23 protein-coding genes and 1 pseudogene are annotated in these 21,203 nt (G+C 69.6%); 15 read left to right on the top strand and 9 right to left on the bottom strand.

Going from position 1 to position 21,203, the window contains the following annotated elements; all coding sequences use genetic code 11:
- The first annotated feature begins 66 nt into the window (after window positions 1–66).
- A complete protein-coding gene (locus tag AB0J78_RS18685; RefSeq protein WP_363790578.1) occupies window positions 67–423 on the top strand; it encodes a type II toxin-antitoxin system RelE/ParE family toxin in 357 nt (118 codons plus the stop codon).
- A gap of 7 nt (window positions 424–430) precedes the next feature.
- Entirely contained in the window at window positions 431–733 is a 303-nt protein-coding gene (locus AB0J78_RS18680) for a helix-turn-helix transcriptional regulator (protein ID WP_363790576.1), read from the top strand.
- A gap of 60 nt (window positions 734–793) precedes the next feature.
- Here the strand turns inward: AB0J78_RS18680 and AB0J78_RS18675 are convergent.
- The 3 genes and pseudogenes from AB0J78_RS18675 to AB0J78_RS18665 form a co-directional block, all read right to left on the bottom strand.
- Window positions 794–1,282: pseudogene (locus AB0J78_RS18675) on the bottom strand (M23 family metallopeptidase); the annotation flags it as partial.
- A 106-nt stretch (window positions 1,283–1,388) separates the two neighbouring features.
- Complete coding sequence (locus AB0J78_RS18670; protein WP_363790574.1) at window positions 1,389–2,951, bottom strand: glycoside hydrolase family 13 protein; 1,563 nt, start codon at window positions 2,949–2,951, stop codon at window positions 1,389–1,391.
- A gap of 25 nt (window positions 2,952–2,976) precedes the next feature.
- Complete coding sequence (locus AB0J78_RS18665; RefSeq protein WP_363790572.1) at window positions 2,977–3,999, bottom strand: LacI family DNA-binding transcriptional regulator; 1,023 nt, start codon at window positions 3,997–3,999, stop codon at window positions 2,977–2,979.
- Between the two features lie 192 nt (window positions 4,000–4,191).
- Between AB0J78_RS18665 and AB0J78_RS18660 the strand changes: the two genes are divergently transcribed.
- From AB0J78_RS18660 to AB0J78_RS18635, 6 genes are all read left to right on the top strand, one after another.
- Window positions 4,192–5,427: an extracellular solute-binding protein gene (locus AB0J78_RS18660; protein ID WP_363790570.1), complete on the top strand. Its 1,236-nt coding sequence runs from the start codon at window positions 4,192–4,194 to the stop codon at window positions 5,425–5,427.
- Window positions 5,428–5,429: 2 nt separating this feature from the next.
- Window positions 5,430–6,347, top strand: a complete 918-nt coding sequence (locus AB0J78_RS18655) for a sugar ABC transporter permease (RefSeq protein ID WP_363790568.1) — start codon at window positions 5,430–5,432, stop codon at window positions 6,345–6,347.
- Entirely contained in the window at window positions 6,347–7,243 is an 897-nt protein-coding gene (locus tag AB0J78_RS18650) for a carbohydrate ABC transporter permease (protein WP_363790566.1), read from the top strand. Before AB0J78_RS18655 ends, AB0J78_RS18650 begins: the two co-directional genes overlap by 1 nt.
- Window positions 7,244–7,368: 125 nt before the next feature.
- Window positions 7,369–8,262, top strand: coding sequence for a homocysteine S-methyltransferase (gene mmuM, locus AB0J78_RS18645; protein ID WP_363790564.1), 894 nt, complete (start codon window positions 7,369–7,371; stop codon window positions 8,260–8,262).
- Window positions 8,263–8,400: 138 nt separating this feature from the next.
- Window positions 8,401–8,898 carry a DUF2975 domain-containing protein gene (locus tag AB0J78_RS18640; RefSeq protein ID WP_363790562.1) on the top strand — a complete coding sequence of 166 codons (498 nt, stop codon included), beginning with the start codon at window positions 8,401–8,403 and terminating at the stop codon, window positions 8,896–8,898.
- Window positions 8,899–9,123, top strand: a complete 225-nt coding sequence (locus tag AB0J78_RS18635) for a helix-turn-helix transcriptional regulator (RefSeq protein ID WP_363790560.1) — start codon at window positions 8,899–8,901, stop codon at window positions 9,121–9,123. It begins immediately after the preceding gene.
- A gap of 88 nt (window positions 9,124–9,211) precedes the next feature.
- Here the strand turns inward: AB0J78_RS18635 and AB0J78_RS18630 are convergent, their stop codons facing one another.
- The 3 genes from AB0J78_RS18630 to AB0J78_RS18620 form a co-directional block, all read right to left on the bottom strand.
- A complete protein-coding gene (locus AB0J78_RS18630; protein ID WP_363790558.1) occupies window positions 9,212–10,387 on the bottom strand; it encodes a serine/threonine protein kinase in 1,176 nt (391 codons plus the stop codon).
- A 121-nt stretch (window positions 10,388–10,508) separates the two neighbouring features.
- A complete protein-coding gene (locus AB0J78_RS18625; RefSeq protein ID WP_363790556.1) occupies window positions 10,509–11,957 on the bottom strand; it encodes an alpha-amylase family protein in 1,449 nt (482 codons plus the stop codon).
- Between the two features lie 154 nt (window positions 11,958–12,111).
- On the bottom strand, window positions 12,112–13,047 hold the full coding sequence (locus tag AB0J78_RS18620; protein ID WP_363791101.1) for a carbohydrate kinase family protein: 936 nt from the start codon (window positions 13,045–13,047) through the stop codon (window positions 12,112–12,114).
- Between the two features lie 155 nt (window positions 13,048–13,202).
- Here AB0J78_RS18620 and AB0J78_RS18615 point away from each other — a divergent pair, with 155 nt between their 5' ends.
- Window positions 13,203–13,418: an RNA-binding S4 domain-containing protein gene (locus AB0J78_RS18615; protein WP_132672535.1), complete on the top strand. Its 216-nt coding sequence runs from the start codon at window positions 13,203–13,205 to the stop codon at window positions 13,416–13,418.
- Window positions 13,419–13,479: 61 nt separating this feature from the next.
- Here the strand turns inward: AB0J78_RS18615 and AB0J78_RS18610 are convergent, their stop codons facing one another.
- Window positions 13,480–13,845 carry an iron-sulfur cluster assembly accessory protein gene (locus AB0J78_RS18610; protein ID WP_363790553.1) on the bottom strand — a complete coding sequence of 122 codons (366 nt, stop codon included), beginning with the start codon at window positions 13,843–13,845 and terminating at the stop codon, window positions 13,480–13,482.
- Window positions 13,846–14,056: 211 nt separating this feature from the next.
- Here AB0J78_RS18610 and AB0J78_RS18605 point away from each other — a divergent pair, with 211 nt between their 5' ends.
- The 5 genes from AB0J78_RS18605 to cobS all read left to right on the top strand — a co-directional run bounded on the left by AB0J78_RS18605 (window position 14,057) and on the right by cobS (window position 18,561).
- The gene (locus tag AB0J78_RS18605) at window positions 14,057–14,695 is read left to right on the top strand and encodes a DUF3043 domain-containing protein (protein ID WP_363790551.1); all 639 of its coding nucleotides are present in this window, start codon (window positions 14,057–14,059) and stop codon (window positions 14,693–14,695) included.
- A 148-nt stretch (window positions 14,696–14,843) separates the two neighbouring features.
- The gene (locus AB0J78_RS18600) at window positions 14,844–15,989 is read left to right on the top strand and encodes a glycerol dehydrogenase (protein WP_363790549.1); all 1,146 of its coding nucleotides are present in this window, start codon (window positions 14,844–14,846) and stop codon (window positions 15,987–15,989) included.
- A 172-nt stretch (window positions 15,990–16,161) separates the two neighbouring features.
- A complete protein-coding gene (cobU, locus tag AB0J78_RS18595) occupies window positions 16,162–16,701 on the top strand; it encodes a bifunctional adenosylcobinamide kinase/adenosylcobinamide-phosphate guanylyltransferase (protein WP_363790547.1) in 540 nt (179 codons plus the stop codon).
- A 49-nt stretch (window positions 16,702–16,750) separates the two neighbouring features.
- Window positions 16,751–17,824, top strand: a complete 1,074-nt coding sequence (cobT, locus tag AB0J78_RS18590) for a nicotinate-nucleotide--dimethylbenzimidazole phosphoribosyltransferase (RefSeq protein WP_363790545.1) — start codon at window positions 16,751–16,753, stop codon at window positions 17,822–17,824.
- Window positions 17,821–18,561 carry an adenosylcobinamide-GDP ribazoletransferase gene (gene cobS / locus AB0J78_RS18585; RefSeq protein WP_363790543.1) on the top strand — a complete coding sequence of 247 codons (741 nt, stop codon included), beginning with the start codon at window positions 17,821–17,823 and terminating at the stop codon, window positions 18,559–18,561. The genes cobT and cobS overlap by 4 nt, the downstream gene beginning before the upstream one ends.
- Before the next feature lie 24 nt (window positions 18,562–18,585).
- Here the strand turns inward: cobS and AB0J78_RS18580 are convergent, their stop codons facing one another.
- A complete protein-coding gene (locus AB0J78_RS18580) occupies window positions 18,586–19,506 on the bottom strand; it encodes an AraC family transcriptional regulator (protein WP_363790541.1) in 921 nt (306 codons plus the stop codon).
- Window positions 19,507–19,588: 82 nt separating this feature from the next.
- Here AB0J78_RS18580 and AB0J78_RS18575 point away from each other — a divergent pair, with 82 nt between their 5' ends.
- Entirely contained in the window at window positions 19,589–20,005 is a 417-nt protein-coding gene (locus AB0J78_RS18575) for a pyridoxamine 5'-phosphate oxidase family protein (protein ID WP_363790539.1), read from the top strand.
- A 53-nt stretch (window positions 20,006–20,058) separates the two neighbouring features.
- Here AB0J78_RS18575 and AB0J78_RS18570 read toward each other — a convergent pair whose 3' ends face one another.
- Entirely contained in the window at window positions 20,059–21,162 is a 1,104-nt protein-coding gene (locus AB0J78_RS18570; protein ID WP_363790536.1) for a branched-chain amino acid aminotransferase, read from the bottom strand.
- Window positions 21,163–21,203: the final 41 nt, after the last annotated feature.

Below are 21,203 nucleotides of genomic sequence, written 5' to 3'. Positions count from 1 at the left end.
CTGGAGGTGGACCGGCCGTTTCATATCGCCCGATGGTGAAACAGACCGACTTATACCATCGATGTTATGTCCTGGGGTACGGTAGAGCTCGAGCCGGGAGTTCGAAGGTGGCTGGAAGGGCTCACCACTGCGCACTTCAACACAGCGGCCTTCTACATCGAACTTCTAGCCGAGCACGGACCATTACTCAGCGAGCCATACACAAAACAACTTCACGGCAACCTGCGAGAACTCAGGTTCCACCTGGACGGCGACGCAGTTCGGATCACCTACTGGATCGCATCTGGCAGGCGGATCATTCTGCTCACCGCGTTCCGCAAGACCAGAATGCGGGAGTCACGGGAGATCGAGCGGGCCTGGCGAGCGTTTCGCCAGTGCATGAACGACGTGCACACGGTGGTGGATGAGCATGTTGGGGAGTGAGGGGACAGTGGCCAGGACGGATTGGGAGTCTCTGCGCGAACGCCGCATGAAGGAGCCGGGCGCCGCCGAGGCGTACGAAGCAACCCGAATCGCGTACGAACTCGGCAAGGCCACGCGCGAGCTCCGCGAAGAGCGATCGTGGACGCAGAGCCAACTCGCTGAGGCCGCCGGGATGTCCCAGCCCGCGGTAGCTCGCTTCGAAGCCGGCGGCACGGTCCCGACCATTCCGATTCTTGATCGGCTCGCGCACGCATTGGGCGTCGAACTGGTGGTGCGCTTCGACCAGAGCGATTCAGCCGCAAGCGCCTGAACGAGCCGGTCCACCTCGCTGGGGGCGGACCGGCCGTTCTCGTGGCCCCAGGGGAGGTCAGCAGTTGTTCTTGCTGGTGAACGGGGTGTGGTCGTAGTACGGGACGGCTTTGCCGTTGAGGACGACCTTGCGGTCGGCGCCGTCGAGGATCTGCTCGTAGTGCAGGTGGGGGCCGGTGACTCCGCCGGTGGCGCCGGCCTCGCCGATCTTGCCGCCCGCCGACACCTTCTCGCCGACCGAGACGGCCTGGCTGGACAGGTGGGCGTAGCGGGTGCGCCAGCCGTTGCCGTGGTCGAGTTCGATCCACCGGCCGTAGCTGGTGTCGCCTTCGTTCTCCGACCTGGTCACGGTGCCTCCGGCGGAAGCGAGGACCGCCATGCCGGTGATGCCCTCGCGCTGGAAGTCGACCGAGTTGGCCGGGCTGTGCCCGCTGAAGGTGGCGGCCGTGACCTCGACACCGCACTTGAAGGGCACCTGGAAGTTCGGCGCGGCGGACGCCGGCGCCTGGGAACCGACCACGGCGACGGCGGACAGCGCCGCCGCTGCCATGGTCGTTGCTAATCGTCGCATCATGCGAGTCACCTCCGTGTCGTTGGTGACTCACATGCGACCACGGTCATTCGGGCAGAAATAGACCCACTAGGACGATTCTTGGTTACTTCTTCCCGAACTCCAGCCATGCGGTTGTGTTCGGCGGCAGCTCGCCCGTCCAGACCTCGGCGCCGTCGCTGCGGAGCAGCAGGTCACCGGGGAGGTCGAGGTCGACCGAGGTGTCGCCGAAGTTGGTGGCGCACGCGAAACCCGGCTCGCGGGCGAACGCCAGCACCTGCTCCGGAGCGTCCAGCCAGGTCAGCTCCCCGTCGCCGAGGACGGCCAGTGCGCGGCGCAGCGCCAGCGCCGAGCGGTAGAGCCGCAGCACCGAACCCGGGGCGGCGCGCTGAGCCTCGACCGTGGACGACGCCCACTCCTCCGGTGCGGGGAGCCAGCTCCCGCCGGGGCCGAAGCCGAACGGCGGCTCGCCACCGGACCACGGCAGCGGCACGCGGCAGCCGTCGCGGCCGACGTCGGTGCCGCCGGACCGGGCCCAGATCGGGTCCTGGCGAACCTCGTCGGGCAGGTCCAGCACCTCGGGCAGTCCCAGTTCCTCGCCCTGGTGGACGTAGACGGAGCCGGGCAGGGCGAAGCTGAACAGCGCCGCCGCGCGGGCGCGCGACAGGCCGAGCTCGCCGTCGCCGTAGCGGGTCACCGGGCGCTGGACGTCGTGGTTGCCCAGCACCCACGTGGTGGTCGCACCGACTCGAGCGGTGGTGGCCAGGGATTCGGTGACGACCTTCCCGAAGTCCTCCGCCGACCAGGGCGCCTCCAGCAGCGCGAAGTTGAACGCCTGGTGCAGCTCGTCGGGCCGGACGTAGCGGGCCAGTCGCTCCTGGGTGGACGCCCAGGCTTCGGCGACGCCGATCCGCCCGCCCGAGTAGGAGTCGAGCAGCGCGCGCCAGTCGCGGTAGATCTCGTGCACCTCGTCCTGGTCGAAGTACGGCAGTTCACCCTTCCCCAGCAGGGAGATCTGCTCGCTGCGACCGGTGTCGGGCAGGTCGGGGTGCTTGATCATGCCGTGCGCGACGTCGATGCGGAAACCGTCGACGCCGCGGTCCAGCCAGAACTTGAGCACCTTGCGGAAGTCCGCGCGCACCTGCGGGTTCCGCCAGTTCAGGTCCGGCTGTTCCGGCGCGAACAGGTGCAGGTACCACTGCCCGTCGGGCAACCGGGTCCAGGCCGGCCCGCCGAAGATCGATTCCCAGTCGTTCGGCGGCTCGTCGCCGCGTCCCTCGCGGAACAGGTAGCGGTCGCGTTCGGCCGAACCCGGCTCGGCGGCCAGCGCCTCGGTGAACCACGCGTGCTGGTCGGAGGTGTGGTTCGGGACGACGTCGACCAGCACCCGCAGGCCGGCGTCGTGGGCCTGGGTCAGCAGGGCGTCGAAGTCGTCGAGGTCGCCGAAGAGCGGGTCGACGTCGCAGTGGTCGGCGACGTCGTAGCCGCCGTCGGCCATCGGCGAGGGGTAGAACGGGGTCAGCCAGATCGCGTCGACGCCCAGCTCCACGAGGTGCGGCAGGCGCTCCCGCACTCCGGCGAGGTCGCCGATCCCGTCGCCGTCGCCGTCGCCGTCGGCGAAGCTGCGCACGTAGATCTGGTACACCACGGCGTCACGCCACCAAGACATGCTGCTCCCTTTCCGGAGTGCGGGCTCAACGCTCCCGAGTGGATTCCCGGACGATCAGGCTGGGCCGGAACATGCGGCTGAAGCTGGTCGAACCGCGCTCGTCGCCGTCGGGATCGAGCTGGCGCAAGAGCTCGTCGACGGCCGCGGCGGCCATGTCGCGGATGGGCTGGGCCAGGGTCGTCAGCGCCGGTTGGCAGTAGGCGGCCAGCGGGATGTCGTCGAAGCCGACCACCGAGACGTCCTCCGGCGTGCTCAACCCGCGTCTCTTGGCCTCCCCCATCGCGCCCAGCGCCATCACGTCCGACGAGCACAGCACCGCCGCGGGCTGCGGACCGTCGAGCAGCCGGGACATCGCCTCCGCGCCGCCTTCGGCGGAGAACGAGCCGTGCGCGACGAGTTCAGCCGCCGGTTCGACACCGGCCTCCTCCAGGGCTGTGGCCCAGCCCGCGCGCTTGAGCCGGGAGGGCAGTGCGCGCGACGGGCCGCTGACGAATCCGATGCGGCGATGCCCCAGCTCCAGCAGGTGCCGCGCCGCGGTGTGACCGGCGAGGTGCTCGTCGACGGTGATGTCCGGGACGTCCAGGCTCGGGGCACCGCCGTTGACGAACACCATCCGGATGCCCTCGCGCGCCAGCTTCTCGTAGTAGCCGCGGGTGCGGCGCTCGTCGTTGTCCGGGTTGGCGATCTCCGGCGACACGAAGATCATGCCCTCCACACCGCGCGCCTGGAGCATCTGGACGTACTCCCGCTCGCTCATCGCCGCGCGCGTGTTGCACAGCAGCGAGGCGTAACCCGCTTGCGAGGCACGGCTTTCCAGCGCTTCGGCGAAGGCGGGGAACACCGGGTTGGACAGCTCCGGCACCAGCAGGCCGATCACTCCCGTGCGCCGCAGGGCGCCGACGCCCCGGGCGGTGTGCGGCAGCTGGTTGAGCACGTCGAGCACGCGCTGCCGGGTCTCCTCGGCGATGCCGGACTTGCGGTTGAGCACGCGGCTCACCGTGGACACGCTCACCCCGGCCGCTTCCGCGATCTCGGCCAGACCCGCCAACGCCGGACTCCTCCCACTCGCGATGGTTCCCGACACGATACTGCACGGCGCAGCAATAATTTGCAATGGCATGGCTTTGCCGGTTGCCGGAGCATGTCCATTTCTGCTCGAACATCTTGACGCGATTCACATTCTGGGTATGCAATCTAACGCCAGTCGGTTGCAAATATTTGCACAACGGGAGGTCTGGAAATGAGACCCAAGGCCACGGTCATCGCTGCCCTGGGCCTGGTCGGAGCCCTCACCCTCACCGGGTGCGGCGGCTCGGCAGGCGACGCGAACCAGGTCGTGTACTGGGACACCAGCGGATCAGCGGAAAGCGCGGTGTTCAGCGAAGTCGCCCGGGAGTGCGGCCGCACCGGCGGCTACCAGGTGCGAGTGGAGACGGTGGCCTTCGACCAGGCGCTGAACAACTACAAGACCGCGGCGCAAGGCGGGCAAGGCCCCGACGTGCTGCGCGCCGACGTCGGCTGGGTCTCGCAGCTCGCGCAGGCCGGCCTCATCCAGGACCTCTCCGGCACGCCGCTGGTCACCGACACCGACGACTTCCTGCCGAACACGCTGGAATCGACGAAGTTCGAGGGCAAGACCTACGCCGTCCCGCAGGTCACCGACGCGCTCGCGCTGTTCTACAACAAGCGCAAGCTCGACGCCGCCGGCGTGGAACCACCGCAGAACTGGGACGAGCTCAAGGCCGTCGCCCCGAAGCTGGGCGGCGAGAACGCGCTGTTCCTCAACAACGACGAGTACTACGCGCTGCCGTTCATCTACACCCACGGCGGTGACCTGGTGAACTCCGACGCCCGGATGATCACCGTCAACTCCCCGGAGACCGTGCGCGGCGTGCAGGTCGCCAAGGACCTGCTCGACGCCAAGGCCGCCCGCACCTCGCTCGACCAGCCCAACTCCTACACCAGCATGAAGACCGCCTTCACCACCGGCGAGACGGCCATGGTCATCGACGGCCCGTGGGCGGTCTCGGAGTTCACCGCCTCCCAGGAGTTCGCCGACCCCGCCAACCTGGGCATCGCACCGGTTCCCGGCTCGGCGACCCCGTCGCCGGTGGGCGGCCACGACTACGTGATCCGGCAGGGCAGCGACGCCACCGAGGCCTCGCAGAAGTTCGTCGCCTGCATGAGCAGCACCGCCGGCCAGGCGAAGATCGCCGCGGAGCTGGGTCTGCTGCCCACCCGCAAGTCCGCCTACGACGACCCGGCGGTGGCGGCCAACCCGATCGTCACCGCGTTCCGCCCGCTGGCGGCGACCACGCACAGCCGCGCGTGGATCCCGCAGAACAGCGAACTGCTGGAGCCGCTGCAGACCGCCTACGGCGACGTCCTGTCCGGCCGCAAGCAGACCCAGGCCGCGCTGGACGAGCTGGCGCAGACCTACCAGAGCACGATCCTCACCGACTACGCGAAGCGCTGATCATGCGGAACTTCCTCGCGCGGTACTGGTTCGGCTACGCGATGGTGCTGCCGGTGGTCGCCGTCCTCGCGCTGCTGGTCGTGCTGCCGCTGCTGCAGGGCGTGCACTTCGGGTTCACCGACATCAACGACACCAACATCGCCAACCCGGTCCTGGACCGCGAGGCGCGCTACTCCTTCGTCGGGTGGGACAACTACCTCAACGTGCTGTCCGGCTCGGCGGCGTTCGGCTCGTTCTGGGCGACGCTGGTGCGCACCGTGATCTGGACCTTCGCGTGCGTGGTCTGCCACTACGGCATCGGGCTGGGCCTGGCGATGCTGCTCAACCGGCGGATGCGCGGGCGCGGGCTGTACCGGGTCCTGCTGATCCTGCCGTGGGCGGTGCCGGTGTTCATCAGCGCCTTCGCCTGGCGGTACCTGCTCAACGCCGATTACGGCCTGCTCAACTGGGTGCTGGAGACCTTGGGGCTGCCCGGTCAGGTGTGGCTCGGGCAGTCGGACCTGGCGCTGGTGTCGGTGATCGTGGTCAACGTGTGGCTGGGCGTGCCGTTCATGATGGTCGCCCTGCTCGGCGGGCTGCAGGCCATCCCGTCGGACCTCTACGAGGCCGCCGAGATGGACGGGGCCACGCCCTGGCAGCGGTTCGTCAACGTGACGCTGCCGGGGCTGCGCCCGGTGTCGAGCAGCGTGGTGCTGCTCGGGGTGATCTGGACGTTCAACATGTTCCCGGTCATCTACCTGATCACCGGCAACAACCCGCACACCCGGATTCTGGTGACCTACGCCTTCGAGCGGTTCTTCTCCGGCGCCACCAGGGATTACGCGATCGCCTCCACCTACGGCGTGCTGATCCTGTCGGTGCTGCTGGTCTTCGCCGCGATCTACCGCCGCGCGATGGCGCGGCAGGGACAGGAGCTCTGATGAGCATCGACGCAGCGTCCCTGCGGGCGTCCTCGGCCGCTGCGCAACCGCGCGGTCGGGGCCGCCGCTCGACCCTGGCGAGCATCGGGTTGCACGGCGCGCTGAGCGTGGCCTCGCTGATCGCGGTGTTCCCGGTGTTCTGGGTCGTGGTGGTGTCGTTCAAGCCGGACGCGAAGGCGATCGAGGCGACGCCGTCGCTGTTCAACGACTCCAGCCTGGTCAACTACACCGACGTGCTCACCGGCGCGAAGGGCTCGTTCCTGGCGTGGTTCGGCAACTCGGTGCTGATCGCGGCGCTGACCACCGTGCTCGGCGTGCTGCTGGCGGCGACCACCGCCTACGCGCTGAGCCGGTTCCGGTTCCCCGGCAGGCACTGGCTGCTGCTGTCGTTCCTGGTCGTGCAGATGTTCCCGTTCGCGGTGCTGATTGTGCCGCTGTACAACATCCTGCTCACGCTGGGGTTGCAGGGCAGCGCGCTCGGGCTCGTGCTGGTCTACTGCAGCACCGCGATCCCGTTCTGCACGTTCATGCTCAAGGGCTACTTCGACGGGATCCCGGCCGACATCGACGAGGCCGGCCGGGTCGACGGGCTCTCGCCGCTCGGCGTGTTCTGGCGGCTGGTGCTGCCGCTGGCTCGGCCGGGCCTGGCGGTGACCGGCTTCTACTCGTTCATCGTCGCCTGGAGCGAGGTCGCCTTCGCCTCGGCGTTCCTGTCGGCCGCCGACGAGTCCAAGACGCTCGCGGTGGGGTTGCAGGTCTTCGTCCAGCAGAACCGGGCGGAGTGGGGTCATCTGGCGGCGGCGTCGGTTCTGGTGGCGATTCCGGCGGTGATCGTGTTCTACGCCGTGCAGCGCTTCCTGGTCTCCGGGTTGGCGGCGGGCAGCGTGAAGGGCTGACCGCTCACAATTTCGCGCGAAATTCGAGTCCGAAGTCTCCGCGTCGAATTTCGCGCGAAATTTGGATCTCCCCACGCCGGGTTTCAATGGGGTCCGCCCTCCGGAACACCACTACCCTGGACGGCATGCAGGGATTCAGGGTCGATCGGCCGCTGGTGCTCGACGGCGGGTTGGCCACGGAGCTGGAGGCGATGGGGCACGAGCTCGCCGACGCGCTGTGGTCAGCACGCCTGCTGACCGACGCCCCGGAGGAGATCGTCGCCGCGCACGCCGCGTTCTACCGGGCTGGCGCCGACATCGCCACCACCGCCAGCTACCAGGCGTCGTTCGAGGGCTTCGCCGAGCGCGGTCTCGACCGCGCCGGTGCGGAGCGGCTGCTGCACCGAAGCGTCGAGCTGGCGCGGCTGGCCGGTGAGGTCGAGCCCGGCGAGCACCGGTGGGTCGCCGCCTCCATCGGACCGTACGGCGCGACCCTCGCTGACGGCTCCGAATACCGGGGCGACTACGGGCTGACCAAGCACGAGCTGCGGGAGTTCCACCTGCCGCGCTTGGAGACGCTGGCCGATGCGGCCCCGGACGTCCTCGCGCTGGAGACCATCCCGGACGTCGAGGAAGCCGAGGTCCTGGTCGAAGCCGTCGCCGGCCTGGGTGTGCCCGCGTGGCTCTCGTTCACCGTCGACGGCGACCGCACCCGCGCCGGCCAACCCCTCGCCGACGCCTTCGCCCTGGCCGAATCCGATGCGATCCACGCGATCGGCATCAACTGCTCGACCCCCGAGGACGTCCTGCCCGCGCTCGAAACCGCCCGAGCGGCAACGGAAAAGCCGCTCGTCGCCTACCCGAACAGCGGCGAGGGGTGGGACGCCGAGCACCACGCCTGGACCGGCGATCCCCGCCTGTCCCCGCAACAAGCCCGCCAGTGGCGCGCAGCCGGTGCCATGCTCGTCGGCGGCTGCTGCCGAGTCCGACCCGAGGACATCACCGCGGTCGCGGAGGCCCTGCTCGACCCGGAGAGCTGACCCGGCGGGCAAGCGTTGGCGTTCCAGCCGCGTGACCGCAGCACCGCATGATCACGAACCTCGCCCGGTGACCGCTCGCTTGCCAACATCTATCGTTTTTCGATAGATTCTCATCGTTGTTCGATCGAAGGAGTGGCGATGGGAAAGCTGGCGGTGCTCGCGCTGCGAGTCGTGCTCGTGATGTTGCTGGCCGGGTCGCTGTTCGTGCAGGCCGTGATGGTGCCGCTGCTCAACGCCGACCTGGAGGAGCTGAACCCGCAGTACGCCTACCTGCGGGTGCCACTGCTGGTGATCATCGTGCTCGGACTGGTGGCCTGCCAGGTCGTGGTCGTCTGCGTGTGGCGGCTGGTCACGATGGTGAGGCGCGGAACCGTGTTCTCCCACGCGGCTTTCCGCTACGTGCACGTCATCATCGGTGCGATCGTGGCGGCGGCGCTCGACGTGTTCTCCCTCGCCTGCCTGCTGGCACCCGGCGAGGCCGTCGCCCCGGGCGTCGTGCTGCTGATCTGCGGCGTGGTCGTGGCGATCCTGGGGGTCGCGCTGATCGTGCTGGTGCTGCGCGTGCTGCTGGCGCAGGCGGTCGACCGCGACATCGAGGCGACGCAGATGCAGGCCGAGCTGGACGAGGTGATCTGAGTGCCGATCGCGGTCGACATCGACGTCATGCTGGCCAAGCGCAAGATGTCGGTGGGCGAACTCGCCGAGCGCGTCGGCATCACCCCGGCGAACCTCGCCGTCCTGAAGAACGGCCGAGCCAAGGCGGTCCGCTTCACCACCCTCGAAGCCCTCTGCCAGGCCCTCGACTGCACCCCGGGAGACCTCCTCCGCTGGGAACCCGACGAAGACCCGGACGTCAGCTGAAACATCCACCGATGGTGGAACGCCCCGCAGGACCGCTGGTTTCGCGGGTGGGGGTGGAAGTCAGCCGACACTTCCACCCCCGCTGCGCTCAGCCGTGCAGGACGGAGGTGGGGATCGCGTAGCCGCGGACTCGTTGCGGGTGGTCTCCGACGGGGATGCGGGCCGTCTCCTTCGTGCCGTTGAAGTCGACCACCGAGATGTCGTCGCTGTCGCTGTTGGACAGGAAGCAGTACTGGCCGTTCGGGCTGGTCGCGGCCCAGTACGGCTTCTTGCCGACCGGCACGATGGCATCGGTGGTCAGAGACGGGACCGACACGATGGCCGCGTAGTCCGAGATCGTGCCCGCGTCGCAGAGCTTGGTGCCGTCGGCGTTGGCGCTGAGGCCGTGGTGCGCGGAGTCCAGCGGGTAGTCCTCGCGCTTCATCTGCTGCGCGTCCTCGGACAGCGGCAGGTGCACGGTGCGGGTGACCCGCTTCTCCTCGAGGCTGTACTCGATGAAGCCGTTGTGGAACGACAGCTGCGTGTACATCGTCTTGCCGTCGGGGGTGACCAGGAACGGACGGATGCCGACGCCGAAGTCGATGGTGTCGCGGACCTGCTGGGTCTCGGTGTCCACGATGGTCAGCTGCCGCTTGCCCTTGAGGCCGTCCAGCGCCGGGTCGTCGGGCATGACCACGCGGCCGATGGTGGCGTTGTACAGCGTCTTCCCGTCCGCGGAGTAGCGGTTCTCGTGCGGGAAGTCGCCGGTCGGGAATTCGCCGGTGACCGAGCCGTCGGCGGGGTTGAGCAGCTGCACGATGTTGGCGGTGGTCGCCGAGACCGCCAGTTCGGTGCCGTCCGGGGACAGCGCCATGTGGTCGGACCGGTAGCCCTCGACGGGGGTGCGCCAGACCTGCTCGCCGGTGGCGATCTCGTAGGCGGCCACGTCACCGAGGCTGGGCCGGGAGACGTACATGGTCTTGCCGTCCGGGGAGACCGCGATGTCGTCGACCAGCTGGTCGTGACCCTCGCCCGCGGTTTCGCGGATGATCAGCATGGCCGCGCGTTGGTCCGGGGTCATCTCGCGCAGCCGCTGGTCGAGGTCCGGGACCACGTTGATGCGCTGGTACTTGTCGAAGTCGGCGGCGTCGAGCAGGTCGACGGTGCCGTCCCAGTTGTTGCCGACGAACATCACGTCGCGCCGCTCGTCAGCGGTCGCGGAGGCCGGTACCGCCGCGAGCGCGATGAGCGCGGCCGCGCCTATCGCCCAGATCCTGTGTCGCATCCGAATCGCCCTTCCTGCCCATGTGGGATCAACCCCCCAACGAACATGAGATCAATTCGGATATGCCCGGCACGCAGGAGTTCGGCAAATGCATCCGAACAGCCCACGTGCCGGGCGTCGATCAGCCGAGCTTGGCTCCGGCGTGCAGCGCGACACCGGAGTTCGCGGCCACCGTCGCGGTGAACTTCCCGTCCTCGCCGACCTCGACGGTCTGGCCGGTGCAGGAACCGTTCGAGAGCTCACCGGACATCACGTCGCAGTAGCTGCCCGCGGGCAACGAGGTCTGGAAGCTCTGCGCGAGCTCCCCTCCTTCGCGGTTGATCGCCACGAAGCCCTTGTCCTGGCGGCCGAACGCGATCTGACCGCCGCCGTTGTCCCACCAGTCGGTGAGCGGGGCGCCCTGGACCGCGTTGTGGAACCCGGTCATCCCGGCGATGATCGGCCGCCGGTGCTCGCACACCCACGCCGGGTCGTCGCAGCTCGCGGGCTTGGTCGTGCCGTCGGCCTCCGCGGGCGGGCCCTGCTCGGAGTTGTCGAAGGCGAAGCTCGAGATCAGCTGCGGCGTGCCGTAGGGGTAGGCGAGTTCGAAGCCGACCGCCAGGTCGTACGCGGTGCCGTTCTTGTAGGTCAGCGTCGGCGAACTGCGCTGGGTGTCGTGGTTGTCGATGAACACCACGGCCTGATCGGCAGGCAGCGGCATCTCGTCGGTGAAACCGTCGAGCTGCTCCAGCGAGCCGTTCTTGAACGCGTCGCTGACCTTGCCCTGGTAGGCGAACTCGGTGACGTCACCGTTGCCGGCGTACTCCCCCGCCGTGGTGGTGGAGTCGGCGATGACCTCCTGGAACACGTAGGGCTTCTGGCCGGTTCCGGGAACGGCGTTGAGCCCGCCGAAGATCGCGCCGATGTCCTCCGGCGGCATGTGCTTGACCCCGTCGACCCGGAACCCGGACACGCCCAGGCTGATCAGGTCGTTGAGGTACTTGATCTCTGCCTGGCGGACCCAGTCGCTCTCGGTCTTGAGGTCGGCGAGCCCCACGAGCTCGCAGTTCCGGACCTCCCACTTGTCGTCGTAGTTGGAGATGTCCCTGCGGCAGTCGTGGAAATCCGCGTCCGAATAGGTTCCGGGGTAGTCGTACTTGGTGAACTCCGAACCCCCGCTGCCCGGGTGGTCGCCGTCGGATCCGGCCATGTGGTTGACCACGGCGTCGGCGTAGATCTGCACGCCGGCGTCGTTGCAGGTCTTGACCATGTTGGCGAACTGCTCGCGGTTCCCGCGGCGGGATTCGAGCTGGTAGCTGACCGGCTGGTAGTCCTGGTACCAGGGGTGACCGGCCTCCGGGAGCACGATGTGCTCCTGCGGCGGCGACACCTGGACCGCGCCGAATCCCTTCGGCCCCAGGAAGTTGGTGCACTCATTCGCGACCGAATCCCACGGCCACTGGAACATCTGGATGATCGGCCCGGCCACGGGTGCGGCGGCCGGCGCCGGAGCGCGTTCCTGGCCGAACGCGGCGGGCACCAGGGCGGTGCCGACCACGGTCGCGGCCAGCGCTAGCACCGTTAATCGCATTGACCTTCTCCTTCGCATCGCCTGCGATGAGCGAACGCCTACGATCACATTTTCTTGCGCAGGTAAAGTCAATACGCCAACGGAACCAGCAATTTACCAGCCATAACACTTCGCAATTTTTTGCAAGAAATGCGAAGCGAGAATTGCGGGATGCCTATCCGAGCGGCAGCGCGGCGGCGACCTCGGCCGCGGCGTCCTCCCCGTAGGTCTCGGCGAAGCGCTTGCGGGCGCGGCCGTGATCGAGGGTCCACTCCTGCGTTCCGGTCACCTCGAGCACGTGCACCGCGATCAGCGAGCCGAGCTGCGCGGCCCGCTCCAGCGACAGCCCGGTCTCGACGGCCGCGAGGAAACCGGCGCGGAAACCGTCACCGACTCCCGTCGGGTCGGCCCTGGCGATCTCCGGAACGGCGGGCACCTCCAGCCGCTGACCGTCGCGCTCGACGATCTCCGCCCCGTCGGCGCCGAGCGTGGTGACGCGAACGCCGACCGCGGCTCGCACGTCGTCCTCGCTCCAGCCGGTCTTCTGCAGCAGCAGACCCCACTCGTAGTGGTTGGTGAACAGGTAGTCGGCGCCCTCGACCATCCGCCGGACCTCCTCGCCGCTCAGCCGCGCGAGCTGCTGCGACGGGTCGCTGGCGAAGCGGTAGCCGCGCTGCCTGCACTCGTCGGCGTGGCGCAGCATCGCCTTCGGGTCGTTCGGGCTGATCAGCACCATGTCGACGTCGCGCGCGGCGAGCACCGGAGCCAGTTCGATGTTGCGCGCCTCGGTCATCGCCCCCGCGTAGAAGGAGGCGATCTGGTTGAAGGCCTGGTCGGTGGTGCACACGAACCGCGCGGTGTGGGCGTACTCCGAGACGTGCACTCCCGCGCAGTCGACCCCGTTGCGCTCCAACCACGACCGGTAGTCGGCGAAGTCCTCACCCACGGCTCCCACCAGCACCGGACGCCTGCCGAGCACTCCGAGCGCGAAGGCGATGTTGGCCGCCGCACCGCCCCGCCGCACCACCAGGTCGTCGACGAGGAAGCTCAGCGAGACCTGCTGCAAGTTGTCGGCGACGAGCTGGTCGGTGAACTTCCCGGGGAAGTGCATCAGGTGATCGCTGGCGATGCTTCCGGTCACTGCGACTGACACAGCGCGCCTCCAATTCACTACGGACGGTGACGGAAGAATCGAGAGTAGCGCTCTCGACGACCACCGGCCGTGCCCCCACGCCGCGATCGAGGGCGGCGGCAGACAATGGGGCAATGCGCGAAGTGGAGATCTCCGACGACATGATCCGGCTGGGTCAGCTGCTGAAGCTGTCCGGGCTGGTCGAGCACGGCGCCGAAGCCAAGGACGTGCTGGAAGAGGGCCTGGTCATGGTCAACGGCGCGGTGGAGACCCGCCGCGGCCGCCAGCTCGTCGACGGCGACGAGATCGTGCTCGACGACGAGATCGTCCGCGTCGTCAGCACGGCCTGAACAGCAACGAGGCCGGCACCCGAGCGGGTGCCGGCCTCCTGCCAGAACGGGTTGCTCGTCGTCAGTGGAACGAGTCGCCGCAGGCGCACGATCCGCCGGCGTTGGGGTTGTCGATCGTGAAGCCCTGCTTCTCGATGGAGTCGACGAAGTCGATGACCGCGCCCTCCAGGTACGGGGCGCTCATCCGGTCGACGACCACGCCGAGGCCCTCGAAGTCGCGGCGCGCGTCGCCGTCGAGGCTGCGCTCGTCGAAGAAGAGCTGATAGCGCAGACCGGCGCAGCCACCCGGCTGGACGGCGATGCGCAGGTGCATGTCGTCGCGGCCCTCCTGGTCCAGCAGGGCCTTGGCCTTCTGGGCAGCAGAGTCGGTCAGCTTGACACCGTGGGCAGGCGCCTCGGTCTCGGTAACAGTGTTCGGGGCGGTCATGGACACTCCCTCGTGGTCTCGCTCTCCGATTCCGGCGTGACGTTCAACCACGTCCGGATCCGGGGTATTCCCGCGGGCGAACCCGGGGACGTTGTTGTCTCCTCCCTACATGGTGGCATAACCGCGGCCGGATCAGGTGTGACGTGGTAGGCGCGGGACGAACCGGACGGTCTCCTGCAAGCCCGCTCGACGCGTCGAATAACCTGGAGGGGTGAGGTTCCTTCGCCGCAGCAGCGCTGAGCAGATCGCAAGCACGGACTCCGAGAACGACGCAGAGCAGTCCGCGGAGGAGCGCGCGCAGAATCACACCCCCAAGAAGGGGAAGCCGACGCCCTCGCGGCGCGATTCCGAGGGCAGGCGGCGCGGCCCGGTCCCGCCGCCGCCGATGACGCAGCGCGAGGCGGCCAAGCGCGCCCGGGGCAACAAGGACGAGCGCCGCAAGGCCGCCACCGAGCGCCGCGAGCGCATGATGCAGGGCGACGACCGCTACCTGATGCCGCGCGACAAGGGCCCGGTCCGCGCCCACGTCCGCGACCTGGTCGACACCCGCAGGCACCTGATGGGCCTGTTCATGCCGCTGGTGCTGATCGTCTTCGCCACCACGCTGGCGCAGAACATGGTCATCCAGCAGTACGCGACGCTGTTCTGCCTGGCCCTGCTGATCATGATGGTCGTCGAGGGCTCGCTGCTGGGCCGCTACGTCAACAAGCGGGTCCGCGCCAAGTTCCCGGACCACAAGGACCGGCCGTTCTCGCTGGGCTGGTACGCCTTCACCCGAGCCATGCAGATCCGCAAGCTCCGCGTCCCACGCCCCCGCTACACCCCCAAGGACATCGCCAAGATCGGCTGATCCGCATTGCGCGACGCGCCCTGCTCACCACTGAGCGGGGCGCGTCCGCGTCTGTCTCAAGTTGAGACACGCTCACCTGGCACCCGCGGTACCGGGGTTCTTACGCTCGGCCGACCAATCGCCGCAGCAAGCCCCGAGGGAGCGGACCATGGTCCAGCCGATTCGCACGATGATCAGTCCCGGCCGCTACGTCCAAGGCAGGGGCGCCATCCACCAGCTCGGTCGGTACCTCGCCCAGCTCGGTTCGAAACCGCTCCTGGTCGCCGACGGGGCGGTGTGGGGATTCGTCGGTCACGACGTGGAGGCGTCGCTGGCCGAGGCCGGGCTCCCCGTCGACCGCCGGGACTTCGGCGGGGTGCCGAGCGCGAAGGAGGTGGACCGGCTCGTCGGCGAGATCACCTCGTCCGGCGCCGACGTCGCGGTCGCGATCGGCGGCGGTAGCACCATCGACGCCGTCAAGGCTGCCGGGCACCTCGCCGGGATCCGCTGGGCGAACGCGCCCACGGTGGCGTCGACCGATGCGCCGTGCAGCGCGCTGTCGGTCATCTACACCGAGGACGGCGAGTTCGAGGCGTACCGGTTCTTCCCCCGCAACCCCGACCTGGTCCTGGTCGATTCGCAGGTGGTCGCCAACGCTCCCGCGGAGTTCCTGATCGCCGGTGTCGGCGACGCGCTCGCCACCTGGCTGGAGGCCCGCGCCACAGCCCAGTCGAGCTCCAGGACGATGGCCGGCGGCCTGCCCACCGTCACCGGCACCGCGCTGGCGAAGCTCAGCTGGGACGTCCTCTGGGAGAACGCGCTGCCGGCCATTGACGCGGTGCGCGACAACCAGGTGACCCCGGCGGTCGAGAAGGTGATCGAGGCGAACACGCTGCTCTCCGGCCTGGGCTTCGAGTCGGGCGGGCTCGCCGCGGCGCACGCGATCCACAACGGCCTGACCTCGGTCGCGGCCACCCACGGCCTCGCGCACGGCCAGAAGGTCAACCTCGGCTCGGTCGCCCAGCTCGTCCTGGAGGGCGCCACCCCGGCCGACCTGCGCGAGTTCATCGAGTTCACCACGACCGTCGGCCTGCCAACCACCCTCACCGAGGTCGGCATCAAGCCCGACGACACCGAGTCGGTGCGCGCCGTGGCCACCGCGGCAACCGCCGAAGGCGAAACGATCCACTCGATGCCCTTCGAGGTCACCGCAGCCGACGTGGCCGCAGCCCTCACCTCCATCGACCGCCACGCCACCCGAATCCGAGAAAACGCCAAGCTCCCGGCCCCCGTCAGCTACACCGCGAAGCACTAGCAGCGCCTCCTCCCCCCAGGGGCGGCTGTGGTCCGAACCGTCCATGATCGATGTCCGATACGCCCGGTCAACTCGGACCACAACCGCCTCCGCTCAGCGCGGGCACCACTGGCCGGTCGGCGCAGGTCCTCCTCCGGGTACGGTCTCGGCGGTTGTTGAGCGGGAGGTTTTCGTGCGGACGTTGGTGCTGGGTGGGGCTCGGTCCGGGAAGTCGGCGCACGCCGAGGGGTTGGTGCCCGAGGACGCTGCGGTGACCTACGTGGCCACTGCGCGGCGGGATCCTTCGGACGCCGAGTGGAACGAGCGGATCGCCGCGCACGTGGCGCGGCGGCCCGACTGCTGGCGGACCGTGGAGGCGCCGGACTCCGATTCGCTGCGGCGGGTTCTCGCCGAGGCCGCCGGAGGCGACCCCGTGCTGGTGGATGATCTGGCCACCTGGCTGACCGGAGTGCTCGACGACGCCGGGGCCTGGGAGCGCGACCCGGCCGCGCTGGAGGTCGTCGCCACGCACTGCGACGCGCTGGTCGAGGCCGTGTCGACGAGCTCCGCGCGCGTCGTGCTGGTGTCGGCGGAGGTCGGCCTCGGCGTCGTGCCCGGGACGCGGTCTGGAAGGCTGTTCCGGGACGAGCTCGGCTCGCTCAACGCCCGGTTGGCGGCGGTGTGCGACGAGGTGCTGCTGCTGGTCGCCGGATGTCCGCTGCGGATCCGATGACCGCTCAGGGCCTTGCTGAGCTGCGGTTTTTCAACACGGAGGTTTTCGCTTGCCCACCGAACAGAACGACCCCGGCACGATCGAGTTCCCGCCCGTTCCCGCACCCGACGAGCAGGCATCCCGGGAAGCCGTGGCGCGGCAGGCGCAGTTGACCAAGCCGGCCGGGTCGCTGGGACGGCTGGAAGAGCTCGGCGTGTGGTTCGCCGCGCGGCAGGGCGTGTGCCCGCCGCACCCGCCCGCGCGCGCCCGGGTGGTCGTCTTCGCAGGTGACCACGGCATCGCCCAGCACGGCGTGTCGGCCTACCCGCCCGAGGTGACCGGCCAGATGGTCAGCAACTTCCTCTCCGGTGGCGCGGCGGTCAACGTGCTGGCCTCGCACGCCGGGGCGACCGTGCGCGTGGTGGACATGTCGGTCACCGTCGACACCCCGCCGGTGGTCAGCGCGCACAAGGTGCGCCGCGGCTCCGGGGCGATCGACCGAGAGGACGCGCTGACCGACGAGGAGGTCCGGGCCGCCGTCCAGGCCGGGCGGAGGATCGCCGACGAGGAGGTCGACTCCGGGGCCGACCTGCTCATCGCCGGGGACATGGGCATCGGCAACACCACTCCCGCGGCCGTGCTGATCTCGCTGCTCACCGGCACCGAACCGGTCGCCGTCGTGGGCCGCGGCACCGGCATCGACGACAGCGCGTGGATGCGCAAGACCGCGGCGATCCGCGACGCGCTGCGCCGGGCCCGCAAGGTCCACAACGACCCGATTGCGCTGCTGCGCACCTCCACCGGCGCCGACATCGCCGCTCTCGCGGGCTTCCTCGCGCAGGCCGCCGTGCGCAAGACCCCGGTGATGCTCGACGGAGTCGTCGTCGGGGCGGCGGCGCTGGTCGCCGAAGAGCTCGCGCCCGGGGCGCGGCAGTGGTGGCTGGCCGGGCACCGGTCCGCCGAACCGGGCGGCCCGCTGGTGCTCCAGCACCTCGACCTGGAGCCGGTGCTGGACATGCGGCTGCGGCTCGGCGAAGGTTCCGGCGCGCTCACGGCGCTGCCGGTGTTGACCGCCGCGGTGAAGGTGCTCGGCGAGATGGCCACGTTCGACGAAGCCGGCGTCGCCGGAGAGGCCGAGGCGTGACCGACGGTCTGCGACTGGCGGTGTCCTGGCTGACGGTGCTGCCGGTGCCAGCGAGGCAGGTCGACGACCGCTCGTGCCGGCAGGCGATCTCCTTCGCGCCGCTGGTGGGGGCGCTCGTCGGCGGCGCCGGGGCGCTGGTGCTGTGGGGGCTGAATTCGCTCGGCGCGCCCCCGCTGCTCGCGGGGCTGCTCGTGGTAGCGCTGCTGGTGCTGGTCACCCGGGGCATGCACGTGGACGGGCTGGCCGACACCGTCGACGGCCTCGGCTGCTACGGCCCTCCGGAACGCGCGCTGCAGGTGATGCGCGACGGCGGCGCCGGGCCGTTCGCGGTGGTCGCGCTGATCCTGGTGATCGGCGTGCAGGCCGTCAGCATCGGTGCGATCGCGCAGACCCCGTGGATGCTGGTGCCGGCCTGCGTCGCCGGGCGCGCGGCGTTCGTGCTGTGCTGCCGGCGCGGACTGCCGTCGGCGCGCCCGGAGGGCATGGGCGCGCTGGTCGCCGGGAGCCAGCCGCTGTGGCTGGTGATCGCCTGGTGGCTCGCGGCGACGCTGGCGGCCGCGCTGATCAGCCCGGCCGCGGCGGTGTCCGTTCTCGTCGCCGCTGGGGCGCTGCTGCTGTTCACCCAGCACGTCCGCCGTCGCTTCGGCGGGATCACCGGCGACGTCCTCGGTGCGGCTTCGGAGCTCGCGACGACCGTCGTCCTGGTCGGTGCGACGCTCGGCGTCGGGCAGCTCTAGGCCGGGCAGAACCGGCCGACCGCTTCAGGTCGCGCGCCGGTGGGCGCTCGGCGTGGTGCCGCGGATGCGCTTGAAGGCGGTGCTGAAGGTGAAGGGATCGGCGTAACCGACGGTGCGAGCGATCTCGCCGATGGTCGCCGAGCCGCGCTCGGCCAGGAGATCCGCGGCGAGGGTCATGCGCCAGCGGGTGAGGTAGGTCAGCGGCGGTTCACCGACCAGATCGGTGAACCGCTTGGCCAACGTCGAGCGCGACACCCCGATGCGCCCGGCGAGCGCGGCCACCGTCCACGACGTCGCCGGTTCCGCGTGCAGCAGCCGCAACGCCTCCCCCGCGACCGGGTCCCGCTGGGCCTCCCACCAGGCCGGAGGTTCACCGCCGGGCCGGTCGAACCACTCGCGCAACGTGCAGACGAGCATCCAGTCCAGCAGCCGGTCGAGCACCAGCTGCTGGCCGGGCGCGTCCACCGCCACCTCGGCGGCGAGGTGGTCGAGCACCGGGTCACCCGTGCCACCCGACTCCACGCGCAGCACGACCGGGAGGGCTTCCAGCAGCCGGCGGCTGATCTCGCCGCGCAGCGGGTAGGCGCCGACGATCAACGTCGCTCCGCTCCCCTGGCCCGGGTCGTGCCAGCCGAGCCGGTGCCGCGTGCCGCCGAGCTCGGGAGTCGCGCAGAACTCGCCGCACGCCAGCGGTTCCGCCGAGGTGCCGATCTCGTCGACGAAGGTGAACGTCGCGGGTCCGCGGACAACGACGGTGTCGCGGTCCCGCAGCGGTTCGGGCTCGCCGTGCTCCGGCACGATCCAGCCCTGTCCGTCGAGGACGGTGCACAGGGTCAGCGGTGCTCCGTCCACGAAGTGCAGCGACCACGGCGGGGTCAGCGTCGAGCTGCCGAACAACGAGCCCTGGGCCCGCAGCCCGCGGAACAGGTCACCGAAGGCGTCCACACCACCGACGTTAGACGATGACGCAGGTGATCCGGCTTCTCACCCATGGATCCGTCCAGGACCGGGGGGTTGAATCGTCGGTATGAGCACGCTGAACGCCCGGGACCTCGACTTCCTCCGCCGCCCGCTGCACGGCTTCCTGTCGGTGGCCGCGGGCCCGACCCCGCCGCAACCCCGGCCGGTGTGGTTCGAGGCCACCGCCGAGGGCACGATCGAGATGTTCACCGACCCCGCGTCGCCCAAGGTCGAGCGCCTGCGGCGGGATCCCAGGGCATCGCTCGTGGTCGCCGCACCCGCGACCGAGCGCGAACGCTGGGTGTCCGTCGCCGGCCGCACCTCGGTGGAGACCGGCGGAGCGCCTGAGCTGGTGGAACGCCTCGCCGCCCGCTACTGGGACCTGAACGACCCGACTCGCGCGCACGACCTCGCCGAACTCCGCGCCGGGACCTGGTTCCGGATCGTCCTGCACCCGGAGAAGGTCACCCGCCTCGACTTCTAGGCACGACGACGCCCCCTGCGATCAACCGCAAGGGGCGTCGGTGGACCAGGTGCTCAGCCGAGCTTGGTCATCCAGCCGTGGGTGTCCTCGACCGTGCCGTACTGGATCGCGGTCAGGCGCTCGCGGAGCTTCAAGGTGACCTCACCGGGCAGGCCGTCGGCGATGCCGAACTCGCCGTCGCGGTGCTTGACGTGGCCGACCGGGGTGATCACCGCGGCGGTGCCGCAGGCGAAGACCTCGGTGAGCTCGCCGGTGGTGGCCGCCTTCTCCCACTCCTCGACGGTGATCTTGCGCTCCTCGACCTGCATGCCGAGCTCCTTGCCCAGCTCCAGCAACGAGGACCGGGTCACGCCGGGCAGCAGGCTGCCGCTCAGCGCCGGGGTCACCAGCTTCGCGTCGGCTCCGGAGCCGAACACGAAGAACAGGTTCATGCCGCCCATCTCCTCGACCGTGTGCCGGTCGCAGGCGTCCAGCCAGACCACCTGGTCGCAGCCCTGCTCCACGGCCTGCGCCTGCGCCAGGAACGACGCCGCGTAGTTGCCGGCGAACTTGGCCGCGCCGGTGCCGCCGGGAGCGGCGCGCACGTACTCGTGGCTCAGCCACACCGTCACCGGCTTCACGCCACCGGCGAAGTAGGAACCGGCCGGCGAGGCGATCAGCGAGTACAGGTAGGTCTTCGACGGGTGGTTGACGCCCAGGCCGATCTCGGTGGAGACCATGAAGGGACGCAGGTACAGCGAGCTCTCACCAGTGCTGGGCACCCAGTCGCGGTCCACCGCGACCAGCTCGCGCAGCGATTCGAGGAACAGCACCTCGGGCAACTCCGCCATCGCGATCCGGTTCGCGGAGCTGCGGAAACGGCGGGCGTTGGCGTCCGGGCGGAACGCCGCGATCGAACCATCGGGCTGGCGGTAGGCCTTGAGCCCCTCGAAGATCGCCTGCGCGTAGTGCAGGACCGACGTCGCCGGGTCGAACTCCAGCGTGTGGTAAGCCTCCAGGCGGGCGTCGTGCCAGCCCTGGTCCTCGGACCACTTGATCGTCACCATGTGGTCGGTGAAGAACTTGCCGAACCCGGGATTCTCCAGTACCTCCGCGCGGCGCTCGGCTGAGGCCGGTTGCGGGTTGGGGGTCCGGGTGAAAGACAGTTCTCCGTTCATGCGCGTACGGTATCGCGTGCGCTGGAGCAGTGAAAACCGGC

This window comes from Saccharopolyspora sp. NPDC049426 (assembly GCF_040676935.1).
Taxonomy (GTDB): Bacteria; Actinomycetota; Actinomycetes; order Mycobacteriales; family Pseudonocardiaceae; genus Saccharopolyspora.
Note: the sequence above shows the minus strand (reverse complement) of the source record. Positions and strands in the feature narration are given on the sequence as shown.